General features: G+C 64.8%; 19 protein-coding genes and 1 tRNA gene. 6 read left to right on the top strand and 14 right to left on the bottom strand.

The genetic code is table 11. The annotated features are described in order from the left end of the window. Window positions 1–8: 8 nt before the first annotated feature. Window positions 9–1,154: an alkane 1-monooxygenase gene (locus ACVMDN_RS19945; protein ID WP_076831278.1), complete on the bottom strand. Its 1,146-nt coding sequence runs from the start codon at window positions 1,152–1,154 to the stop codon at window positions 9–11. Window positions 1,155–1,315: 161 nt separating this feature from the next. Here ACVMDN_RS19945 and ACVMDN_RS19940 point away from each other — a divergent pair, with 161 nt between their 5' ends. Continuing rightward, window positions 1,316–2,326 (top strand): helix-turn-helix domain-containing protein, encoded by a 1,011-nt coding sequence (locus ACVMDN_RS19940; protein WP_143271114.1) that lies wholly within the window; start codon window positions 1,316–1,318, stop codon window positions 2,324–2,326. 898 nt (window positions 2,327–3,224) lie between these two features. On the opposite strand, the gene ACVMDN_RS19935 is transcribed toward ACVMDN_RS19940, so the two are convergent. Together ACVMDN_RS19935 and ACVMDN_RS19930 are read right to left on the bottom strand one after the other, a co-directional pair. Next, window positions 3,225–3,301 (bottom strand) — tRNA-Arg (locus ACVMDN_RS19935). Between the two features lie 102 nt (window positions 3,302–3,403). Next, the gene (locus tag ACVMDN_RS19930; protein ID WP_076831273.1) at window positions 3,404–3,676 is read right to left on the bottom strand and encodes a hypothetical protein; all 273 of its coding nucleotides are present in this window, start codon (window positions 3,674–3,676) and stop codon (window positions 3,404–3,406) included. Window positions 3,677–3,888: 212 nt separating this feature from the next. On the opposite strand from ACVMDN_RS19930, the gene ACVMDN_RS19925 reads away from it, so the two are divergent. Beyond that, window positions 3,889–4,335, top strand: a complete 447-nt coding sequence (locus ACVMDN_RS19925) for a hypothetical protein (protein WP_018272072.1) — start codon at window positions 3,889–3,891, stop codon at window positions 4,333–4,335. A 76-nt stretch (window positions 4,336–4,411) separates the two neighbouring features. Here the strand turns inward: ACVMDN_RS19925 and ACVMDN_RS19920 are convergent, their stop codons facing one another. From ACVMDN_RS19920 to ACVMDN_RS19900, 5 genes are all read right to left on the bottom strand, one after another. Then, on the bottom strand, window positions 4,412–6,049 hold the full coding sequence (locus ACVMDN_RS19920) for a universal stress protein (protein WP_256521410.1): 1,638 nt from the start codon (window positions 6,047–6,049) through the stop codon (window positions 4,412–4,414). An 801-nt stretch (window positions 6,050–6,850) separates the two neighbouring features. Beyond that, window positions 6,851–7,153, bottom strand: a complete 303-nt coding sequence (locus ACVMDN_RS19915; RefSeq protein ID WP_050385697.1) for a hypothetical protein — start codon at window positions 7,151–7,153, stop codon at window positions 6,851–6,853. A 13-nt stretch (window positions 7,154–7,166) separates the two neighbouring features. After that, on the bottom strand, window positions 7,167–7,385 hold the full coding sequence (locus ACVMDN_RS19910; RefSeq protein ID WP_076831271.1) for a hypothetical protein: 219 nt from the start codon (window positions 7,383–7,385) through the stop codon (window positions 7,167–7,169). A gap of 85 nt (window positions 7,386–7,470) precedes the next feature. Further along, window positions 7,471–7,698 carry a hypothetical protein gene (locus ACVMDN_RS19905; RefSeq protein WP_076831268.1) on the bottom strand — a complete coding sequence of 76 codons (228 nt, stop codon included), beginning with the start codon at window positions 7,696–7,698 and terminating at the stop codon, window positions 7,471–7,473. 88 nt (window positions 7,699–7,786) lie between these two features. Continuing rightward, window positions 7,787–8,608 (bottom strand): AraC family transcriptional regulator, encoded by an 822-nt coding sequence (locus ACVMDN_RS19900; RefSeq protein WP_076831265.1) that lies wholly within the window; start codon window positions 8,606–8,608, stop codon window positions 7,787–7,789. 115 nt (window positions 8,609–8,723) lie between these two features. On the opposite strand from ACVMDN_RS19900, the gene ACVMDN_RS19895 reads away from it, so the two are divergent. Next, complete coding sequence (locus ACVMDN_RS19895) at window positions 8,724–9,908, top strand: MFS transporter (RefSeq protein ID WP_076831262.1); 1,185 nt, start codon at window positions 8,724–8,726, stop codon at window positions 9,906–9,908. After that, on the top strand, window positions 9,839–10,423 hold the full coding sequence (locus ACVMDN_RS19890) for a hypothetical protein (protein WP_244558931.1): 585 nt from the start codon (window positions 9,839–9,841) through the stop codon (window positions 10,421–10,423). Before ACVMDN_RS19895 ends, ACVMDN_RS19890 begins: the two co-directional genes overlap by 70 nt. Window positions 10,424–10,453: 30 nt before the next feature. Here ACVMDN_RS19890 and ACVMDN_RS19885 read toward each other — a convergent pair whose 3' ends face one another. Then, complete coding sequence (locus tag ACVMDN_RS19885; RefSeq protein WP_057015859.1) at window positions 10,454–11,281, bottom strand: hypothetical protein; 828 nt, start codon at window positions 11,279–11,281, stop codon at window positions 10,454–10,456. Window positions 11,282–11,973: 692 nt separating this feature from the next. Between ACVMDN_RS19885 and ACVMDN_RS19880 the strand changes: the two genes are divergently transcribed. After that, window positions 11,974–12,846: a DMT family transporter gene (locus ACVMDN_RS19880; protein ID WP_050385698.1), complete on the top strand. Its 873-nt coding sequence runs from the start codon at window positions 11,974–11,976 to the stop codon at window positions 12,844–12,846. On the opposite strand, the gene ACVMDN_RS19875 is transcribed toward ACVMDN_RS19880, so the two are convergent. Together ACVMDN_RS19875 and ACVMDN_RS19870 are read right to left on the bottom strand one after the other, a co-directional pair. After that, the gene (locus ACVMDN_RS19875) at window positions 12,843–14,306 is read right to left on the bottom strand and encodes a cryptochrome/photolyase family protein (RefSeq protein WP_456835034.1); all 1,464 of its coding nucleotides are present in this window, start codon (window positions 14,304–14,306) and stop codon (window positions 12,843–12,845) included. The two genes, ACVMDN_RS19880 and ACVMDN_RS19875, sit on opposite strands and share 4 nt — an antisense overlap. Before the next feature lie 21 nt (window positions 14,307–14,327). After that, window positions 14,328–14,987 carry a peroxiredoxin gene (locus ACVMDN_RS19870; RefSeq protein WP_028337644.1) on the bottom strand — a complete coding sequence of 220 codons (660 nt, stop codon included), beginning with the start codon at window positions 14,985–14,987 and terminating at the stop codon, window positions 14,328–14,330. Between the two features lie 388 nt (window positions 14,988–15,375). On the opposite strand from ACVMDN_RS19870, the gene ACVMDN_RS19865 reads away from it, so the two are divergent. Further along, window positions 15,376–15,957 carry a hypothetical protein gene (locus ACVMDN_RS19865; protein ID WP_057017042.1) on the top strand — a complete coding sequence of 194 codons (582 nt, stop codon included), beginning with the start codon at window positions 15,376–15,378 and terminating at the stop codon, window positions 15,955–15,957. Between the two features lie 43 nt (window positions 15,958–16,000). Here ACVMDN_RS19865 and ACVMDN_RS19860 read toward each other — a convergent pair whose 3' ends face one another. The 3 genes from ACVMDN_RS19860 to ACVMDN_RS19850 all read right to left on the bottom strand — a co-directional run bounded on the left by ACVMDN_RS19860 (window position 16,001) and on the right by ACVMDN_RS19850 (window position 22,419). Then, window positions 16,001–17,842 carry an alkaline phosphatase family protein gene (locus ACVMDN_RS19860; protein ID WP_456835035.1) on the bottom strand — a complete coding sequence of 614 codons (1,842 nt, stop codon included), beginning with the start codon at window positions 17,840–17,842 and terminating at the stop codon, window positions 16,001–16,003. 139 nt (window positions 17,843–17,981) lie between these two features. Further along, on the bottom strand, window positions 17,982–21,206 hold the full coding sequence (locus ACVMDN_RS19855; RefSeq protein ID WP_456835036.1) for an efflux RND transporter permease subunit: 3,225 nt from the start codon (window positions 21,204–21,206) through the stop codon (window positions 17,982–17,984). Continuing rightward, entirely contained in the window at window positions 21,199–22,419 is a 1,221-nt protein-coding gene (locus ACVMDN_RS19850) for an efflux RND transporter periplasmic adaptor subunit (protein WP_456835037.1), read from the bottom strand. The genes ACVMDN_RS19855 and ACVMDN_RS19850 overlap by 8 nt, the downstream gene beginning before the upstream one ends. Window positions 22,420–22,428 lie beyond the last annotated feature (9 nt).

Here is a 22,428-nt window from a genome sequence, read left to right as displayed (position 1 = left end):
CGCCGCGATCACGAGCTCGCGGGCCGATCGCGGAGGTTCAGCTTGCTCTTGTCGCCGCCGGCCCAGGCCAGGGTCTTCGGGTCCATCACGCGGAACCAGAGCGGCGGGATTGCCGCCAGCCCGAACATGCCGGTGTAGCCGTTCGGTAGCCGCGGGATGTCGTCGAAATCGCGCAGCGACTGGTAGGGGCGCATCGGGTTGGCGTGGTGGTCGGAGTGACGTTGCAGGTGGAACGTCATCAGGTTCGAGACGATGTGGTTGGTATTCCATGAGTGGCGCGGCTCGACCGCCTGGTAGCGGCCGTTCGGCAGCTTCTCGCGCAGCAGCCCGTAATGCTCGACATAGTTGGCCTGGGTCAGCGCGTACCAGCCGAGGAAATGGTGCGCGACGATGAACGGCGCGACCTTCCAGCCGAACAGCGCAATCAGCACGGCGGCGACGACGAGCGTCAGCGCAAAGCCTTGCAGGATCTCGTTGTTGACCGACCAGACCGGCTCGCCGCGCCGGGTCAGCCGTTCGGCCTCGTTGCGCCAGCCACGCTTGAATGCACCCGGCAACTCGCGCGTTGCGAACGCATAGATCGATTCACCGAAGCGCGCGCTGGCGGGGTCCTCGGGGGTTGCGACCCAAGTGTGATGGCCGCGATTGTGCTCGACGCGGAAATGCGCGTAGCCCACCGCGCAGTTGGCGAGCATGCCGAACAGGATGTTGAGCCTGTCCGGCTTGTGGCCGAGCTCGTGCCCGATCAGGAGCGCGCCGCCATTGATGGTGCCGACGCCGAGCAGCAAGGCGACATAGGACCACCACGGCAGATCCTGGGTGCCGAAGAAGGCGATCAGCGCGACGTAGTTGATCCAGGGAAATACCACGGTGATGCGCGCGAGCCGCAGGTAATAGGGATCGGCCTCCATCGCGGCGACCACTTCCGCCGGCGGATTGTGGGTGTCTTCGCCGAACACGACGTCGAGCAACGGGATCAGGATGAAGATGAAGACGAAGGGGATCAGCGTCACCAGCGGATTGTGTGTCCGCAGGAACAGCCAGTAGGACAACAGCGGGATCAGCGGCGGAATGAACGAGAGCATCCAGAGATAGCGTTTGCCGTCCCGGTAGGTGATCGTTTCGCCAGCAGCATTGGTGCCCGTGAAGATCATCGCATTCCCTCCAGCATCTCTTGCGAGGCGGCGTTCGCCATTGTTGGGCCAAGCATGCCGCCAGGCGGGCCTGCGCCGCCAGTTCACAACAGGCCAATTTTGTGGCATTTTGCGCCAAGCTTGTTCGGCCGGACGTTCGCGAGGGGGAGGTCGCCGACGCCATGCACGGATCGGAATCCGATGCCCTTCGCACGCCGGTCTCCGCGGCCTATGCGCGGGCCCTGGTGCGGGCATTTGGCCAGACGCGAGGCGATCGCGACGAGCTGCTGAAGGGCACCGGAATTCGGCTCGAGGCGCTCGACCAGCCCGGCGCTCACATGCCGGTATCCTCGCTGGTGGTGCTGGCGGCCAACATCACCCGCCGGCATGGCGAGCTGTGGCCGTTGTCGGCCGCGGCGGTGTGGTCGACATCGCTGCAAGGCGCGCTCGATGTCGCGACCAGGACGGCGCCGACCATCGCGGATGCGTTGGCGACCGGCGCGCGCTTCGGGTCGACCCGCGCGCCCTTCGTCCGCAACCGGCTGCGCAAGACAGCGCGCGCGATCCAGATCGAAATCTCTCCCGCCGTCGCGATGGACGAAGGGCTGTGGCACGCCGTGGCGCTGGCGGTCAGCCTCAACGTGCACGCCGTGTACGTGCAGCTGCTCGAGGATGCGATCGGTGAGGCGACACTGCAATTTCCCTGGTCGCCGCCTGCGGGCGCGGAGCGGCTGCTCGAGCATTATTCCTGCGCGGTGAAGTTCAACGCCGCCGCCTTCATCTTCGAGGTGCCGAAAGCGCTCGGCGCACGGCCGTCGCCGTTTGCCGATCCGCAATTGCACGCCAAGGCCATTGAAGCGCTCGAGGCGATCGAAAATCCGCAGCCCGACACCGCGGCGCTGGCGGGGATCGTCGAGCGCCTGATCGCGGCGCGCCTGCCGCGGCGCCTCGCCGAGGAGGAGGCCGCGCGCCTCGTCGGCACTTCGCGGCGAACGCTGGTGCGGCGGCTCGCCGAGACCGGCTGCGCCTTCCGCCCGCTGCTCGACGGCGTGCTACGCGAGCGCGCGAGGATCATGCTCGCGGCAGGCACCCAATCGCGCGACCAAATAGCGGCCGCGCTCGGCTATACCGACGCGACGAGCTTCAGCCGGGCGTGCCGGCGGTGGTTCGGAGAGAAGGGCGGGCGGGATTAGGGCGCGGTCGATGGCTCGCGCAAGCCCACAGACCCTGGTGGACGATACGCAGACTTAAGCGATGCCGATCCCGTCAATGCGTATGCAGGGCGTCGTAGGCGTGCGCAAAAAACACAGCGGCGCTGAGGAGCAGCAGCGCGACAATGGTCGCTTCCATCATGACACTTCCCCATTATTGTTTGGGAGAAGTGGTACCGGTCAAATGTTTCCGCCCGGTTTCGTCCGCTGATGAAAATGGTTTCGTGGCAGGATCGCTGCAACAATCGGCTGCCGGATCGAGCTCGCGCGGTGCTCGGATCGCTCGGCATCGATACTGTGACGCCGACCTAAAAGCTACGCCGCCGGGCCCGAAATGGTTTGTCCCGGCGGCGCCCTGTCATTCCCAGCGCTGGGGCCCTGAAATTCCCAGTGTCATTTCCTTAGCAGATCCGCGGAGAGACGGCTGTTGCCGAACTCACACAAGCTTCTAAGAGAGGAGCCGACGCCAGGGCCTACACGTCAGCTCCTCCGAAACGTGACCGTGCTGCGTCCCCAACGGTCCCGTCCCTCTGAGAAGCCTGCGCCGATCTAGTTGCCGATTTGCTAACTGTCCCTCTCGTCGGCAGGGCGGCCGATACCATCACTCCAATTCTGATATCGTTTTTCGGCGAGCCTGGCCGGGAGGTAATCCCTATTGGTGCTATTGGCGGCAGGAACGAGCGGTGGTTTTGGAAGTAGTGTCTTCCGGCTCCCGGCTCTCATACCCCCAATCCGGCTGGGAGCCACAGGGGCGGCCTCGGCGCGCGGCGTCGGGGTCGTTCTCATCTTGCAGCATCGCTTCAGAACAGACGCAACGCGAAAACGCTCACTCAGAACGAAATGAGCGCGGCTTAAATTATTGATCTATCGGTAAAATCGCTGGCGCGCTCGGAGAGATTCGAACTCCCGACCCTCGGAATCGAAATCCGATGCTCTATCCAGCTGAGCTACGAGCGCGTAGCGGGTCGATTATCAGACTTGGGCGGGGAGGGCCAGCAGGCAGGCACGGAGCGCGGCACCCAGCGGTGCCGGCACGTCCCGCCGTCTCCCTTATAGCCGTCAGAAGCAGGGATGCCGGCGGTGGTCCTGGCCGATATAGGCGGCCGCGCTCTGGTAGCACTTGTTGCGCGGGGAGCCGTCGTAATAGGCGAAGCTGCCGGCAGTCGGGCCGGGGCCGTAATTGTGCAGATAGCTGATGTGGTAGGGCAGGCCCCAATGGGCGTGGTGGTGATGCCGGTGGTGGCGCGGATGGGCCGTGAGGTCGGCCGCAGCCGCCGGGGTCAGGGCCATCACGGCCAGAGCGAGGGCGGCGAAAAGCTTGGTCTTGGTCATGGGCGGCCTCCGGTCATTTACGGGAATCGGCATTGTGGGCCGCCCCGGGGTCCATTTAACCCGGAATCGGGGCCAAAAGCTGCGGGAAATCAGCCACAGCGCGCCAAATTTTGCCTTTTTGCGGATGCTTAACGGATTGCCAACACAGTCCGGCCAGAGTCTTGCGGTCAGGTCCGCCCGGGCCCGGCCTTTCCCGCGGTTTCGAACGATCCATGCGCATCACGCCCCTTGTCGCCTTGCTGCTCTCGGTTCTGGCCGCGACGCCCGCGCGGGCGGTGCTGCACATCACGCGCGACCATGGCGGCTATGTCGAGGAGTACAAGGCCAAGTACAAGCAGATCCGCGAGCGCCGCGAGCGCGTCGTGATCGACGGCATCTGCAACTCGGCCTGCACGCTGGTGTTCGGCATCGTGCCGCTGAACAAGATCTGCGTTACGCCGCGGGCCAGCATCGGCTTCCACCAGGCCTATTACGACAAGGCCTTCACCTTCGGCATCAAGGTCACCAGCCTCGAGGGCACCTCCGACCTGATGTCCTACTACCCCGATACGGTGAAGGACTGGATCCGCCGCAATGGCGGGCTCACCACCGAGATGAAGAAGATCAAGAACGGGGTCGATCTCTGGAAGATCGTCGATCCCTGTCCGGAAGAGTGGTAGGCGCGGACGCGCTCGCGCTTCGAACCTCCTTCCTCAGGTCCTTGTTCTAGGTCTTCGGGCTTCAAGTCTTCGGGTTTCAGGTCTTGGGCCTGACGTCGCCATCCGACACCAGCAGCACGGACGCCTTCGACTTGCCGAGCACGGCCGCTGCGATGCTGCCGAAATTCAGGCTGTCGCCCTGGATGCGGTCGACGCCGATCACGACGAGGTCGGCCCGGCTTGACGCGATTTCCTGCAGGATCGCGACCTCAGGTGCGGTGTTGGCACGTAGCCGCGTCGTTACGTTGATGTCGTAGCGCGCCGCGGTCGCCGCGATGTCCTTCAGGATGGCTTCCTCATGCGCCAGCGACATGCTGGGGCTGGTGCGGCGGGCGCCCTTGTCGCGCGTGGTCGAGACGTAGACCACCTGCAGCGGCTCGCTCGAAAGGCGCGCCAGCGCGATCGCGACCTCGGCGCCGCGCCGCGAGACGTTGCTGCCCGAGACCGGCACCAGGATCTTCCGCGCATTCGCCGTCGGCTCCTTCTCGTGCACGCCCTTGGCGGCCGCGATCGCCAGCGGGCCGTCGAAGCCGGAGGTCAGGTCGTCGAGCCGCCGGTCGAAGCCGCCGTCGGGACCGGCGACCGCGTCCATGCCGACCACCAGCAGGTCGAAACCTTTTTTGGCTTCCTCGGCGATCGCCTCCGCCGCCGTCTCCTCGCGGGCGCGGCTGATGACGTCGACATTGCCGCCGCCGTCGGCATCGGCTTCGGCGCTCGCCTTGGCCGCGTTGATGACCGCCGCCTCGGGGCTCTCCTCATCGGCACGGTTCTTCTCCTGCAGCTTGGCATTGGCGCCGACATGCAGCACAGTGATCGGCAGGCCGCGCCCACCGGCAAGCTGGCCGGCGAGATGCGCGGCGAATGTCGCGTTGCTGCTCTCGTCGACCGCGAGCAGCAGCCGCTCGAGATTGGCGACGAAGCCGCGCTGCTCATATTCCTCGCGCTCCAGCCGCTCCTTCTCGTCCTGGCCGAGCGGCAGCCGCGCCAGCGCGCTGCGCAGCATCGGCGGCATCGCCATCGTGGTCAGGATCGCCATGGTCACGATCATCGAGAACATGGTCTGGCTCAGCACCCCCATCGACAGGCCGATGGTGGCGATGATCACCTCGGTCGAGCCGCGCGCATTCATGCCGCTCGCCAGTGCGTAGGATTCCTGCCGCGTCAGCCCGCCCAGCGCGCCGCCGACGAAGGCGCCGCCGAACTTGCCGATGCTCGCAATCAGCACCAGCGCCGCGGTCAGCCCCAGCACCGACGGATCCTTCAGCACCGTGAGGTCGGCGCTGAGGCCGGCAAGCCCGAAGAACACCGGCATGAACAGGCTCGAGATCAGCCCGCGCAGCCGCTCGTCGGTCTGCCGGGTCAGGATCGGGGATTCCCCGACCAGCATGCCGGCGATGAAGGCGCCGAGCACGGTGTGCACGCCGATCAGATGCGTGATCATCGCCATCCCGCTCATCAACAGCAGGATCACGGTGATCACCGCCGCCGAAGAGACCAGATTGTCGTTGGCCCAGCGGATCAGCCGGAACACCAGCCGCCGGCCGATCGTGAAGCTGACCGCGAGGAAGGCGAGGGTGCCGAACTGCGCCTGCGCGACCGAGAGGATGTCGAGGCTGCCGCGCGAGGCAAGGCTGAAGATGACAGCGATGATGATCCAGCCGAGGGTGTCCCCCAGCGGATCACCATGGCATCTCCGATTTCCAATTCCGGCGCGGCTCGGCCGGCTTGCCGCATGCGGTCAACGCCCGGGTTCCGAAAGCGATCCCCTGGGTCAGATTTTGGAACAGAGGCGCCGGCGGTTCGTTTTGCTCAGGATGCGTTCATCCTGGTGATGCGAATGTCTCCATGAGCGAGCCTGACCGCCGGAGCGGCTGTGGCTCAGCTCGCGCGAACGGGAGGCTGCAATGGCAACCAGATCCAATCTTTCGAAGGCTGAACTCGCGCGTAGCGTTGCCGGCGCTACATCGGCATTGGTGCTTAGTGCGCTCGTCCTGTTCGTCGCCGCGCATCACTTGAGCGGCGGGTAGGAAGGCGGCGCGTGCCGCGCTGATCCATCAAAGCAGGAAGGTCCCGATCAGGAGGCCGGCCGCAAATGCCCAAAGCCCGAGGGTGCAGGCCGATATGACCCGGACGAGATTGCGCAGATCCACGTCCTGCCAGCTGCTATGGGACCGATACGTCAATTGCAGGCACCCCCTGCGGTGGCCGCCTTTGCTTCGCTTTTGCTTCCTGGGCCGACAGCCTGTTCCCGATAGGTGCCGAAATGAAGGCAACCGGTGGTGGCACCCGATCACGCATTTGCGAGCCGTCGCCTAACGCGCGATGAGATCGGGTGCCGTCGTCATCGCGTTCTAGCTCATTGTTTGAGCATGATTTTGTTTGAGCATGATTTTTTCGAAAAATCGCTGCGCACTTTCCCGGATCATGCTCGGGCGTGCGGTATTGTCTTGCTGTCTGTGGGGGCGCCCGCGGCCGGTCAGGCGGCCCGGCGCTTGCGGGTACGTGCCGCCTTTTTCGCCGAGCGCGACCGCTCCGCCGCGGGGCGGCTCGCGGCCGCCTTGCCGCCGAGCTTGCCGCCCTTGCGCGACGGGGAATGATCCTCGCGCGTGCCTCGGCCGGAGCCGCTCTTCTTGCCGCCGTGGGTCTCCTTGTTGACGGTCGCCCATGCGCGCCGCTCGGCCTCGCGATCCGGAACACCACGCGTCTCGTAGCCTTCCTCGATATGCTCGGCCTGCCGCTTCTGCTTATCGGTATAGCTCGACTTGTCGCCTCTGGGCATCGCGCTCTCCTGTCTATTTTGATCGGGACGTCTGCCGGACTTCAGCCGTGTCGTCGTTCGTTTCGACAACCTCGAATCTGGACCGGCTGAAGCGGCCCAATCCGCTGAGCTCGTAATAGCCGTCACGTTCGATATCCCTTGTCACCTCGTAGACGCGCCCAAGCGAAAGCGTGTCCCGCTGCAACGTGTTGTCGACGCAGCGAACGTGAAAAATCTTGCCGGTTTCGGCCATGCGCTCATCCTGAATTGTTGGTCTGGTTCGGCGTTACTTATCGCGCAACGTCACGATCGCAACCGGCAACCCTGCCGCGGGCCGATCACGAAATTTCGTTCGGTAACTTCCATTCGGGCGCCGGTTCGAACACTTCGCTGTCGCCGGGAATTCGCTTCATGTGATAGCCGGCCGGCAGCACTTGGCCCGGCGCTTCATCCGCGACCGGAACGTCGAAGATCAGTCCGCAGATCAGTGCATGTTCCCACGCTTGCTTCTCCGTCGGAAAAGCCTTGTCGATCTGTCTGTCGCGATCGAACAGCGCGTAGGGCATCTGGCATCCTCGCTGCATTGGCTTGGCGTAGGCGGCTCGCTTGTCGTTCGCCCGATATGTCGAAAACGTCCGTTGCCGACCGGTGTTCCTAAATTCGCCCGCCAGCCGCGAACGCCGAGCCGCTCCCTTGCATGATATCGCTGAGATATTTCGCCGGTGGCTTGCCGAGCGCCTTCTTGAACATGGTGATGAAGGCTGTGACGGATTCATAACCGAGCTCGGACGAGACCTGCTGAACGCTCGCGCCGGCGGAGAGTTCGCGCAACGCGACGATCAAATGCAGTTGCTGACGCCAGCGTCCGAATGTCAGGCCGGTTTCCCTCAGGATGAGACGCGCGAGACTGCTCTCGCTCAGCGCCACGCGTTCGGCCCATTCGGCGATCGTGCGGCGATCGGCCGGATCGTCGGCGAGCGCTGCCGCGATCCGTCGCAAGCGTGGCTCGGGCGAGATCGGCAGATGCAGCTGCTGCAGCGGCATACGCGGCAATTCGCTCAGCAGCAATTGCGCAACGAGGGTTTCAGTGCCGTGGTCCTGCTGCATACGGTCGGAAAGCGCGATGATCAGCTCTCGCAGCAAGGGTGAGATCGACAATGCGCAGCAGCGGTCGGGCAGGTCGGCGGCACCGGGCTCGATGAAGACGAAGAAGATTCGTGCATTGGCGGTTGCGATATTGGTGTGGCGCGTGCCGCCTGGAAGCCAGACGCCGCAATGCGGCGGCACCATCCACAACCCGTTCGGAACGCGGCACATCACGCCGCCGCCGAGCGCGAAGACGAGCTGTCCCTTCCGGTGCGCATGCTCGGCCGCCTCGACCTTGTTTTCGGTGACGTCGAGGCGCACGGCGATGGCCGCCGCCGCGACGTCATCCGGATCAAGGTCCGGCCAGGGATAGCGAAGTTGAAAGCCCATAACGGAGCTGGAAACCCGTTGAGTGACCGAATTTAGCGATCGATAGAATAGATATGTAAATTCTTCCGACAGCCAAGTCGATAGCTTGGCGCATTCAGATGGGCAGGAGCATGCGATGACGATGATAGCACCGATGCGCACGCTGGGCGGGCAGGGGCTGTTGTTGACGGGGATCCTGCTGATCGCCTCGACGCTCCGCGCGCCCATTACCGGCGTCGCGCCGATGCTCGGCATGATCAGTGAGACCAGCGGGATCAGCGCGGCGGAGGCCGGAATCCTGACGACGCTGCCCTTGCTGGCGTTCGCCGCGATCTCACCGGTTGCAGCTGTGCTCGGGCGCGAATGGGGCATCGAGCGGTCGCTGTTCGGTGCGCTGCTTGTCATCGCGGCCGGGATCGCGCTGCGCTCGTCCGGTCCGGTCTGGGCGCTGTTCGCGGGCACCGCCACCATTGGTGCCGGAATCGCCGTTGGAAATGTGCTGCTGCCGAGCTTGCTCAAGCGGGACTTTCCGACTCGCATCGCCAGCCTGACCGGCGCTTACGCGATCACGTCCGCATTGGCCCAGGCGCTCGCATCGGTCGTGGCAATCCCGCTCGCCCAAATCCCGGGATCGAACTGGCATCTCTCGCTTGCGAGCACGCTGATCTTTCCGTTGGTGGCGCTGATAGCCTGGGCACCCCACCTGGGGGCGCACTCGGCCCCGACGGTCGAGCTGGCCTCGTCGCCGCATCGCGGGCGCATCTGGCACTCGCTGCTCGCCTGGCAGGTGACGGGCTTCCTCGGCCTGACCTCGCTGGTGTTCTACATCATCGTCGGATGGTTGCCCGCCATCCTCGTGCAGGCAAGCTACCCGGCGGCGACGGCGGGTACGCTGCACGGTGTGTTGCAATTGGCGACCGCGCTTCCCGGCCTGATCCTCGGGCCGATGGTCCGGCGCATGAAGGACCAGCGCGGGATTGCGATTGCCGTGTCGCTTGCAACCTGCGTCTCGCTGCTGGGATTGTGGCAGTGTCCGTCGCTCGCAATGCTGTGGGTCGCGCTGTTCGGCTTCGGGGCGGGTGCAGCCTTCATCCTCGGCTTGACATTCGTCAGCCTGCGAACCTCGCATAGCCACCAGGCGGCCGCGCTGTCCGGCATGGCGCAGTGCCTCGGCTACTCGCTCGCCGCTGCGGGTCCGCCGCTCGCCGGACTTGCCCATGATGCGACCGGAGGCTGGGAGGTTGCGCTCGCGTGCTGCGCCGTCGCGACGGTGCTGATGGCAGTCCTGGGCCGATCAGCCGGCCGCGCGGCGACAATCTGATTGTCGTTCGATGCGGAAATATCGCGAGCCAGATCCGGCTCGCAACAAGGCGTGGCGGCGGGCGGTCGGTTGTCTGCGCCGCAGGCGCGCGCTACAGAAGGCGGGAAGCCTCGCAAGCAAGAGCCAAGGGAAAAGTATCGTTGAGGACATCTGCCAGCACGTGCATCGCGATCGGATCGACGCTCTTTGCCTTGGCGTCGAGCGCATTCCTTTTTCTGGTTCCTCCGAGTCCGATCGACAGGAACCTGTTGCGTGGCGCCTTCCGTCTTTACAAGGGATATGCGTATCTCATCCCCGTCAAATACGTGGACGGCACGCTCGAGACTGCCCGATTGTACGAAGACGACCGGCTTCTCGGGCCCGCGAACACCGCCCAGCAAGAGATCATCGACAAGGGTGCCGGCCGCTTCGCATTTTACCGGGACACCTGGAATTACTTCGGCCCGGCCTTGATGTTCTCGACCAGCGACAACACAGACCCGAATACCAACGGCAGGAAGTATCACCTGAGATGACGAGCTGACCTGCGCTGTGTCCGGCTGTCGTCACGTCGTGCGTATCACGCCCAGTTCCTTCGACCGTTGGAGAAGAGCCGGCCGGTAAGGCGGGGAGGGATCGTCGTCGTCAGGGATGGCGCAATGGCCGAACTCCTGCTGGATGCGCTGGATCTCCATGACCCGATCGTTCAACCGCTGCAGATGCTCAAGCGATGTTGCCTTCCAGTAGCGGAAGGTGTCGAGCGTAATCGGCACGAAGGCGGTGCCGAACAGCGTTGGATCGGGCACGATGGTCCGCCCGAGCAGCAGGTAGCGGTCCTGACCGACGATGACGAGGGTGGCATACGGCCGCCCTTCACTTACCCTGAGGCCCTTCAACGAAAGTTCGCACAGCTTGCTGAAATAGGGTTCCTCGCGCCAGCGGTCGGGATCATCGAGGTCGACCTGCACATTCAGCGCGTCGAGCCCGAAATGCGGCACCATGCCCGTGGTCTCGGGAAACCAATCATCATCGAGGTGGCCTTGCAGCCAGGCACAGCTGAATGAGCGGCACTGCCGGGGACGCTCGTGGTAGATCTCGCATCCGCCGCCCGCCAGGATGTGGCTGCAGACCGTATTCACCGGCTTGCTGAGATCGGTCACCTCAAGCACCTTGCAGCAGAGGGTGCATGATCCACATTGCCTGACCGTCGGAGCCACGGGAAAGCCGAGGGCCCACGAGCCCTGCCGTTCGCGGAGGAGCAGCTTCTGCTTCTCCAGCGTGCTCAGTGCACGCTCGACCTTGAGACGCGACAATCTGGTCACGCCGATAATATCTTTCGTCGTCGTCGCGCCGCTCTCGACCGCCCGAACGACGACCAACGCCACTTGATCCATTGTTTTTCTTCTTGTCCGGCTCGTGGCCGGCTCTTCTTGTGCAGTGTTTTTGGCCGCCGGTATTCGGCGACGGTATATTCCAGTGCAATCCGGAACGTGCCGCGACCGACGGCTGCGAGATTCCACCGAAGCGTATCGGTGAGGGCGGCATGTCGCATCCGATAAACGCGCATGGCATCCCTGAGGACAAATCGTCGTGATTGGCAGCGCGTGCGGCCGGCGCTTCGCGTGAGAGGACTGGCGAGGTCGGCGAGCTCGCGAGCCTCTGTCACCGCGGCAAGTCGACCCGACGGGCAACTCAGTGAAAACCTGTCAAACCACTGACCGCGCAACACAGCCAGTGTCGTCCCTGCCTAGTGCGCAATTGCGCACGGGAGCAGGGACCCATAACCACAAATGCTGATTGTTGCGCGATGCTGATACGACGAGTCCCGTTCACAACAACCGCCGCGGAGTATGGGTCCCTGCTTTCGCAGGGACGACGCCAGGAAAGAGCCGTGAGCTCTCATTCTCCTTCCTTCCGGCGTCATGCGCGGGTGATGACACCGCGTGTTGGTCATCTTGAATTGCGACTCATCCCCACTGTCGTGCCTGCTTGCGCCGGGAAGAAAGTGTGCTTGCGGAAACAGGCGCGGCACCCCACAAAATTCGCGATTGCTGGTTGCTTCATCTTCAGGCAATGACGGTCTGCAATGAACAAGAGCTTCGAGGAAACTGCCGCTCGTCTGGCGCCGGCGATCTTTGTCGTGCTGTGGAGCACCGGATTCATCGGCACCAAATACGTCATCAACAATGCGGAGCCGCTGACCTATCTGGCGATCCGGATGGCGTTCGTGGTGGTGGTGATGGCGGTCATCGCCGCGATCGCGCGGCCGAACTGGCCGGACCGGACTGGTATTTTCCACAGCGCGGTCGCCGGCATCCTAGTGCACGGCTTCTATCTCGGCGGCACCGCGATTGCGATCGCGCATTCGGTTCCGGCGGGGCTCTCGGCCTTGATCCCGGGCCTGCAGCCGATCCTGACCTCGACCATTGCCAACCGCTGGCTGGGCGAGCGCGTCACGCCGCTGCAATGGGGCGGGCTGGTGCTCGGCCTCGCCGGCGTCGTCTTGATCCTGCACAACCGGCCGATGACGGGCGAGGCGGGGTGGGGCTGGCTCGCCTCCGGCGTCTCGCTGATCAGCATCACCTTGGGCACGCTCTATCAACGGCGCTATTGCAACCGGATCGACTGGCGCGCCGGCAATCTGGTGCAGTACATCGCGGTGACGATCTTCTTCGGTATCGGCGCCTTTGTGTTCGAGACCAATGTGGTGCATTGGACCGGCGAGTTCGTGCTGGCGCTGGCCTGGCTCGTGTTCGCGCTGTCGATCGGTTCGATCGGGCTGTTGTACTGGCTGATCCGTCACCATGCCGCGACCTCGGTCGCGAGCCTGTTCTATCTGGTGCCGGCGGTGACCGCGCTGATGGCCTACGTCCTGTTCGACGAGCGGCTGGATCATGTCGCCATTGCCGGCATGGCCGCCTGCGCCGCGGCGGTGCTGCTGGTCAATCGCCGCGCTTAGTCTTTGCGACGGATCTTCGCGTAAGCTGCAAGCGCGCGTTCGCGCCCCTGCTTGTGATCAACGATCGGCGGCGGGTACGTCTTGCCGAGTTCGATGCCGGCGCTCGCCAGCTCGATCGGTGTCGCTGTCCAGGGCTGATGGATCAGCTCGTTGGAGAGCTGCGCGAGCTCCGGCACCCAGCGCCTGACATAGCCGCCGTCGGGATCGAATTTCTCGCCCTGCAGGACCGGATTGAAGACGCGGAAATAGGGCGCGGCGTCAGCGCCGCAGCCCGCGACCCATTGCCAGTTGGCGGGATTGGAGCCGGCATCGGCATCGACCAGCGTATCCCAGAACCATTGTTCGCCTGTGCGCCAGTCGATCAAGAGGTGCTTGACCAGGAACGAGGCCGCCACCATTCGCACCCGGTTGTGCATCACGCCGCTGTGCCAGAGCTCGCGCATGCCGGCATCGACGATCGGATAGCCGGTGAGTCCGCGTTGCCACGCCTCCAGGGCGAGAGCGCTGCGCCTCCACCGAAAGGCATCGAACAGCTCCTGCAAGTTCCGATCCGCCATATCGGGGACGTCGAACAGCAGATGGCGGCAGAATTCGCGCCAGCCGAGCTCGCTGAGGAACTTGTCGATGTCGCCGGCAAGGCGCGAGTCTTCCGCGGCGGCGAAGCGGGCCGCGTGAAAGACCTGCCGCGGGCTGATCTCGCCGAAGCGCAGATGCGGCGACAGGCGCGAGGTGCCGTCGCGGTCGGGCCGATCGCGGTCGTCGGCGTAACCGCTGATCCCCTCATCGAGGAATCGCTTCAGCCGCGCCTGCGCCGCGGCTTCACCCGGTGTCCAGGTCTCGCGCAGGCCGCCGGCCCAATCCGGCCGTGTCGGTTCGAGACCCCAGTCATCGAGGGCGTCGCTCGCGATGCCGCCGATGGATGTGAGTCTTTTCGGCGCCGGCAACGGCCTTGGCGGATCGCCGAGGCCTTGGACGCGCCGCCAGAACGGCGTGAACACGCGCAAGGCCCGGTTGTCCTTGTTGCGGAGCGCCTTCGGTTCGACGAGCAGATCGCCGCGGAAAATTTGCGAGTCGATGCTGTCACTTGCGAGCGCGGCTTCGACTTCTCTGGCAACGGCCTGATGCGGAGCCTGCGCGATGTCGTTCCAGAATACGGCGCGTGCGCCGATTTCGCGCGCCAACGTGGCGATCACCGACGCGGCCGGTCCGGTGCGCAGCACCAGCGATCCGCCTGCCATGGTGAGGCTCTTGCCAAGTGCGCGCAACGACTGCGCCAGCCACCAGCGCGTCGCACCCCCGAGCCGACGTACGGCCGGCGGCATCAATGCACGGCTCTCTTCGTCGCGCACATAGAGGCCGACGACCGGCGCGCCGCTTGCCGCCGCCTCATGCAACGCCGGGTGATCCGACAGCCGCAGATCGTCACGAAACCAGACGATGATCGTCTGTGCGCGGGTCACCCGGACGCAGTGAGCCTGCCGCTACTTCGGCTGCGGCACGATGCGGATGTAAGGCTTCGGCGCCTTCCAGCCCTGCGGGTAGATCGTCTTGGCTTCGTCGTCGCTGACCGAGCCCGCGATGATCACGTCCTCGCCCTGCTTCCAGTCGGCAGGGGTGGCGACGCGGTGCTTGGCGGTCATCTGCAGCGAGTCGATCGAGCGCAGGATCTCCTGGAAATTCCGGCCGGTGGTCATCGGATAGACCATCACCAGCTTGATCTTCTTGTCCGGTCCGATCACGAACACGTTGCGGACGGTCTGGTTGTCGGCGGCGGTGCGGGTGAGGGGATCGCCCGAGGTCGAGGCCGGCAGCATGTCGTAGAGCTTTGACACGTTGAAATCGGTGTCGCCGATCATCGGATAGTTCGGCGCCGCGCCCTGGGTTTCCTTGATGTCGTCGGACCATTTGGCGTGGCGGTCCACCGGGTCGACCGACAAGCCCATCAGCTTGACGCCGCGCTTGTCGAACTCAGGCTTCAGGCGGGCGAGCGCACCGAGCTCGGTGGTGCAGACCGGGGTGAAGTCCTTGGGATGGGAGAACAAAAGCGCCCAGCTGTTGCCGATCCAGTCATGGAACTTAATCTTTCCTTCGGTCGTCTCGGCTTCGAAGTCGGGGGCGACGGCGCCAATCTGAAGTGCCATGATTTTACCTCATCTCTTTGAAGTTGCGATTGAATTTGTATTTGAGGCTGTCTGTTCCAGTATAGGACGGGATAAGGCTTAAGTGAACGGGTTCTGAAAAAAGGTGAAACATTTCTCCTTGAGGGTGGAATTCCAAGCAACTTGTTTTGATCTGGATCCCTGCGGCGAAATATCAGCTGCGGCACAAAGGCTTGGAAATGCCCAGATAATGCCGCTTATCGCAGTCATCACGCCGGCCCTGGCTGCTATAGGACTGAACCGTGACGACGTTTAAAGCGACCAAATAGCAACCATCTAAAAATCTCGGAACGCAAGTTCCGAATCATTAACCACTCGTTTACGCCCGCATGGAAAAGCTGGCCTGAGATAGGAATTGAAAGCTCCCACAATGTCTACCCCAAGTACCAAGACCGCTGAGCCTCTCAGCGGTGCGTTGCATCCGTCCTGCCGCAAGACTGCCGCCCATGCGCTCACCATCGTGCGCGACGGCGTGATCACCGGCGAAGGCCCGACCACCAAGGGCCGCATCCATTTCTCCCGGTCTCTCGATGCCGATGACGCTGCCTGGTGCGCGCGCATCCTGACGGCGGCCGCGGTCGAGCATCAGCCGATCAGCCGGGCCGAGATCGAGGCGCTGTTCGCGATCAACGAGGCCGCCGCCGAGCGCAGCGATGGCGGCCGGTTCGACGATCTGCTCGCCAAGGCGATCGCCCACCATGCCGCCTCCGAGTCCGGCCTGCCGGTGCCGCCGCGCACGGTGGCGCTGTCGCCCGACACTGAGATCGATCGCTGGGCGCCGAGGCAGGGCGCCAAGATGGACACCAAGGTCCTGGAGTGGATCGCGGGCCAGATGCGCGGTCAGCGCCGCACCGGCCGCGCGCTGGCGGCGATGGTAGCGACGCTGGTCGGCGCGACCGCGCTGCCGCTCGCGGCGCAGCTCCCCAACGTGTTCGACATCGGGATGATGTAAGCCATCATCCCGCGTAACTGGAATTCGACGAAAACGGCGGGGATTACTTCCCCGCCGTTTTCTGTTTGCCGCCGGTTTCCTCGAGTCCGAGCGTCCGCCCCGGAAACCCGGCGACGTCGAAATAGCGGGTCGAGAGCACTCGCTGGAATTTCAACACGGTGCGCAGGCCGTTGGCCGACGGCTTCTTCGACATGATGGTGCCCTCGACCATCTTCGGCACGATGCCGTTCGGCAGCGCCTCCGACATCACTCGGCCGATCAGCCCGCCATTGTTCGGCGCGCGCAGGCCGAGCAACTGGGCGGCGGTCATGCCGACATCGGCGTTGCTGACCGGTAGCGGATCGACATAGCCCGCCTTGAAGTCGGGGCCGATCGCCGCGGTGAAGTTGAAGGTGTCGCCGCGGCTGAAGCTGCCATGCATGCCCTGGCCCTGGCGCAGCACGGTGTCGGCGATCTGCACCGAGCAGTTGGTCGGGATCTCGCAACCGCTCGACCAGGAGCGGAAATTGACCACGATCGACGGGTTCGGCGTCACCGCCTTGCCCTTCAGATTGAGGTTCGACATCGGGAGCGTGCCGGGGAAGGTGCCGAGCTTGTCGTCGACAAACAGGCCGCTGACATAGTCCTGCTCGAGCAGCGCCTTGATGACGCGGTCGGCGAGCTTCTTGTCGCGGTTCGGCAGATAGATCAGGTCCGAGCCGCCATTGGTCGCGATCACGGCATCGGGCTTGGCCGGATCCTGGCCGAGCACGCCGTTGCCGGCCTTCGGGTGTGCGTTGTGGGCGACCTTGGCGTTCTTGTCGTTGGGGTCGAACAGCGGCAGGTCCAGCGCCCTGGCGAGGTCGATCGCCAGAAAGCCCATCGGCAGGAAATCCTTCGGCGTGTCGCTGTAGGCGATCTTGGCCGAGGGGCTGGTCTTGCTCTCCTTCGAGATCGTCGAGAACCCGTGGTCGGAGGAGATCATGATGTTGGTGTCGGCGGAAAGGCCGAGCTCGTCGAGCGCCTTGCGCAGCTGCGCGAGGTTGTTGTCGGCGTTCTTGATGCCCGCCATCGAGGTCGGGCCGTTGATGCCGGGGGTGATGGTGTTGAGGCTGTCGCCGGTGTTGTGCTGGCTGCCGTCCGGATCGCGCGACCAGAACACCAGCACGAACGGCTTGTTGCGCGCCTTGAACATCGGCAGCACCACCTTGGTCGCGACGTCGGCCATGTAGGCCTGCTGCGCCACGTTGGCGACCGTGGTGCCGGGCGTCTTGGCATCGCCCGCCTTGGCGTTGTCGCCGCGGCTCGGGGTGGCGAGCGGAAGACCGGCCTTGGTCAGCGCGTCCTTCATCTCGTCGGAGAGCGGCACGCCGGTCTTGCCGCCGGTGGAATCGTCGACCACGATCGTGTTCTTGCCGCGATCGGTGTGGTCGAACAGCAGGGTCGGGCCGACCTTGCCGATGGCGGCGGTGCTGAAACCCTGGCCGCGGGCCATCTTCAGCAGCGTCTCCTCGTTGAGGTAGTCGCCGTTGAAGTGATCGTCGACATCGGCGAGCACCGCGTCGTTCTCGATGAAGGGGACCACGGTGTCGCCCGCCGGCGCCGAGGTGTAGCCGGTATAGATCGTGTTGGAGAAGGTGCCGGTGTCGCCGAGATAATGGCCGGTCGACAGCGCCGAGCTGTTTGCCATCGTGAAGGTCGGGAACAGCGAGTGCGAATTCTTGAAGTTGACGCCCTTGTCGCGGATTTCCGCCATCGCAGGCGCCGTCTGCGGCGTCACGATGCCGCCACGCAGGCCGTCCGGAACGAACAGGATGAGGTTGCGGGGCTTGGCGTTCTGCGCCGAGGCGGCGCCCGCCGAAAGCGCGATCATGCTCGCGGACAGTAAGGTAATGGCACGACGCATATTGCTGTTCCCCCTGATGAAGCCCCGCGGCAGCCCGCCGCAGCCTTCGTTTAGTTTTGCCATATGACAGAAATGTTACAGCGCTTGCTCGGCGCTGTAACGGCCGGATTTTTCCCGCAGGACGCCGGTCAACACACCGTCATTCCGCAGGCTGAATCGCGGTTCTCTCATTGCGCGCAGCGCTGCCGGCATGCCCGTACCGGGCATAGAGCGCCGGCAGCACGGCGAGCGTCAGCAGGGTCGCGCTGATCAGGCCGCCGATCACGACGGTGGCGAGCGGCTTCTGCACCTCAGCACCGGTGCCGGTGGCGAACGCCATCGGCACGAAGCCGAGCGAGGCCACCAAGGCGGTCATCACCACGGGGCGGAAGCGGGTGAGGGCGCCTCGCTCGATGGCTTCCCGCATCGGCACGCCGCGCTCGCGCAACTGCCGGATGAAGCTCAGCATCACGAGCCCGTTCAGCACCGCAACGCCCGACAGCGCGATGAAGCCGACCGCCGCTGAGATCGAGAACGGCATGCCGCGCAGCCAAAGTGCGGCGATGCCGCCGGTGAGCGCCAGCGGCACCGCGCTGAACACCAGCAGGGCATCGCGGGCCGAGCCCATCGCCGCCAGCAGCAACAGGAAGATCATCGCAAAACACGCCGGCACCACGACGGCCAGGCGCTGGCGCGCCGCGGCGAGGTTCTCGGATTGGCCGCCCCAGGTCATCCAATAGCCCGGCGGCAGCTGCACCGATTGCGTGACTCTTGCCTGGGCTTCCTCGACCACCGAGCCGAGATCGCGGCCGCGAACATTGGCTGTCACCACGATGCGGCGCTTGCCGTTCTCGCGGCTGATCTGGTTCGGCCCCTCGGTGAAGGAGAACTGGGCGACGCGGTTGAGCGGCAGGCTCTGCACCGGCGAGCTCGGCGTCGCCTTCGGCAATGCGACCGGCAAATTGCTCAGCGCCTCGAGATCGGAGCGCACGCTCTCCGGCAATCGCACCACGATGTCGAAGCTGCGATCGCCTTCGTACACAACACCGGCATCCTGACCGCCGACCGCGGCACCGATCACGTCCTGCACGGCCGAAACGCTGAGGCCGCGCCGGGCGATCGCCGCCTTATCGACCTTGATCTCGAGCACGGGCAGGCCGCCGGCCTGTTCGACCTTGACGTCGGTCGCGCCGCGCACGCTGCGCAGCGCTGATGCAATCTGGTTGGCGGCTTTCTGCATCGGCCCGAACTCGTCACCGAACACCTTGACCGCGATGTCGCCGCGAACGCCGGCGAGCAGCTCGTTGAAGCGCATCTGGATCGGCTGGGTGAACTCATAGACGTTGCCGGGCAGCCGGCCGACCGCCTTCGAGATGTCCTCGATCAGTTGTTCCTTGGTCAGCGATGGGTCCGGCCACTGCTCGCGCGGTTTCAGGATGATGAAGGTGTCGGACGCGTTCGGCGGCATCGGATCGCTCGCCACCTCTGCGGTGCCGGTCTTGGAGAAGACGGACGACACCTGCGGAAAGCGGCTGACGGCCTTCTCGACCGACAGCTGCATCGCCTGCGACTGTGACAGCGCCGTACTCGGAATCCTGAGCGCGTGCATGGCGATGTTCTTCTCGTCGAGCGAGGGGATGAACTCCTGGCCGAGGCGGAAGAACCCGAACATGGCGGTTGCGAACAGCACGACCGCCACCGCGATGACCGGCACAGGCGTTGCAACCGCGCGCCGGAGCAGCGGGCTGTAGCAGCGCTTCAGGGCGGCAACGAGCCGGTTTTCCTGCTCCTGCACGCGGCCGGTGATGCCGATCGCGATCAGCGCCGGAACCAGCGTCAGCGACAGCACGAAGGCGGCCGCAAGCGCAAGGATCACGGTCAGCGCCATCGGCTCGAACATCTTGCCTTCGACGCCGGTGAAGGTCAGCAGCGGCACATAGACCAGGAGGATGATGGCCTGGCCGTAGAGGCTCGGCTGCACCATTTCCACAGCGGAGGCCCGCACCGTCGCCAGCCGTTCATCGCGCGTCAGCACGCGGCCGAGAGCATGCTGCTTCTCGGCGAGGTGACGCAGGCTGTTTTCGGTGATGATCACGGCGCCGTCGACGATCAGGCCGAAATCCAGCGCGCCAAGGCTCATCAGATTGGCGCTGATCCGGCCCTGCCACATGCCGATGGCGGTCATCAGCATCGCGACCGGGATCACCAGCGCCGTGATCAATGCCGCGCGGAAATTGCCGAGCAGCACGAACAGCACGGCGATCACAAGCAATGCGCCTTCGCTGAGGTTGCGCGCTACGGTGCCGATCGTTGCATCAACCAGCTGGGTCCGATCCAGCACCGTCTTGACCTCGATGCCGGCCGGCAGGGATGGCATGATTGTCCGCAGTTTGGCGTCGACCGCGGCCGACACGGTGCGGCTGTTGGCGCCGATCAGCATCAGCGCGGTGCCGACCACGACCTCGCGGCCGTTCTCGCTGGCGCTGCCGGTGCGCGTCTCACCGCCGATCGAAAGCGTGGCGAGGTCGCGGATCCGAACCGGGACGCCGCCGCGGGTGGTGACGACGACGGCGCCGAGCTCGTCAATGTTCTCGAGCCGGCCGCCGGAGCGCACGACGAAGCCTTCGCCGTTGCGCTCGATATAGCGCGCACCGCGGCTGACATTGTTGGTCTCGATCGCCTTGGCAACGTCGGCGAAGGTGAGACCGAGCGCAATCAGCTTCGCCGCATCGGGATGGACCTGATACTGCTTGAGGTATCCGCCGATCGTATCGACGCCGGCGACACCAGGCACCATCTTGATCTGCGGCTTGATGATCCAGTCCTGCACCGTGCGCAGATACGCGTCCTTCTCGACCTCGCTCTGCAGCATCTGACCGTCCGCCGTCAGGAAGCGGCCGTCGCTTTGCAGGCCCGGCGCGCCGTCGGTCTGCACCTTTTGGCCAGAGTAATGGACGGTCCACATGTAGATTTCGCCAAGGCCGGTCGAGGTCGGGCCGATCCGCGGCTCAATGCCTTGCGGCAGGCGCGCGCGGACTTCGGTCAGGCGCTCGCCGACCTGCTGGCGGGCGAAATAGATGTCGGTGGCCTCGCTGAACACTGCCGTGATCTGCGAGAAGCCGTTACGGGAGAGCGAGCGCGTGCTCTCGAGGCCGGGCGCGCCGGCCAGGGCCGTCTCGATCGGGAAGGTGATCTGCTTCTCGATTTCGGCCGGCGACAGCGCCGGGGCCACGGTGTTGATCTGGACCTGCTTGTTGGTGATGTCGGGCACCGCGTCGATCGGCAGCTTCGTCAATGCAAGGCCGCCGAGGACCATCAGGATCGCCGTCAATGTGACGACCACCCAGCGCCGCCGGATCGCAAGACCAATGATGCGCTCAATCATGGTCGTGCTCCGCCTCGTCCTTCTCGAACTCCGCCTTCAGCGTGAAGGTGTTCTGCACCGCGATGGTCTCGCCGGCCGCGAGGCCGGCAACGATCTCGATATCGTCGTCGTCCTCGCGGCCGGTCCGCACCGATCTCGCCTCGAAGCCGTCGGCATCGCGCACGAACACGGTCGGCGTTCCCTTGATGGTTTGAAGCGCCTTCTTCGAGACGATCACGGTCGACGGCGCGCCTGACAGCGGGACCTCCGCGGTGACAAAGGTGCCCGGCTTCCAGCGGTGGTCCTTGTTGGGCATGGTCGCGATCACGCGCGCGTTGCGGGTCTCGCGGTCGAGCAGGGGGCTGACGAAGATCACACCGGCATTGGCTTCATCTTCGGTGCCGATGGCGCGGATTTTCACCGAAACACCTTCGCGGACCGCGCCGATGTCTTCGGGTGAGACCGCGAGGTCGACCCAGATGTCGTCGAGATTGACGATGACATAGAGCTCGCTCTCCTGGCCCTCGCGCCCAATCAATCCGCCGAGATCGACGCGCCGTTCGGACACCCGGCCGCTGATCGGCGCGCGCAAGAACTGCGTCCGCAGGCTCTCCGGGGGCTGGTTCGGCAGGTCGGCGATCTCGCTTTCCGAGAGACCAAGCGCAAACAGCTTCTGCCGGGCGCCGTCGAGCTTGATCTGGGCATCGTTCGCGGTCAGCCGCGTGCGCAGGAACTCGTTTTCCGACACAATGCGGGTCTCCACCAGCGTCTTCTGCCGCGCGTAGAGGGTCTGCTGCAAATCGTTGGTGAGCCGTGCGGCGAGGTATTCGCTCTTGGCGTCGGCCACCTCGCGGCTTTCGATCGCGGCGACGATCTCGCCCTTCTCGACGACGTCGCCGAGACGCTTGCGCAGTTCTGTGACCGTCGCAAGCACGCGCACCGAGACCCGGCCGATATGATCCGCATCGGGGATCAGCGATCCCGGCGCGAGGAAATGCCGCTTCAGCATGCCGCCGCTGGCTTGCGCGAACGTGATGCCGGCTTCGCGAACCTGGTCTTCGCTCAGCTCGATATGCCCGGGGGCCTCGTGCCGGGCCTCGGTCTTTGCGTCTGTCGTCGCAGTCTCCTGCGTCGCGGCCGGGAACCTGACCGGCCAGCCGATCCATCCGGCCGCCACAACGACCAGTGCAATGCCGGCGGCCACGCCGGCGAAAAATAGAACAACCCGTTTCATATGCGCCTC

The sequence above is a fragment of the Bradyrhizobium sp. USDA 4510 genome (genome assembly GCF_054059095.1).
Note: the sequence above shows the minus strand (reverse complement) of the source record. Positions and strands in the feature narration are given on the sequence as shown.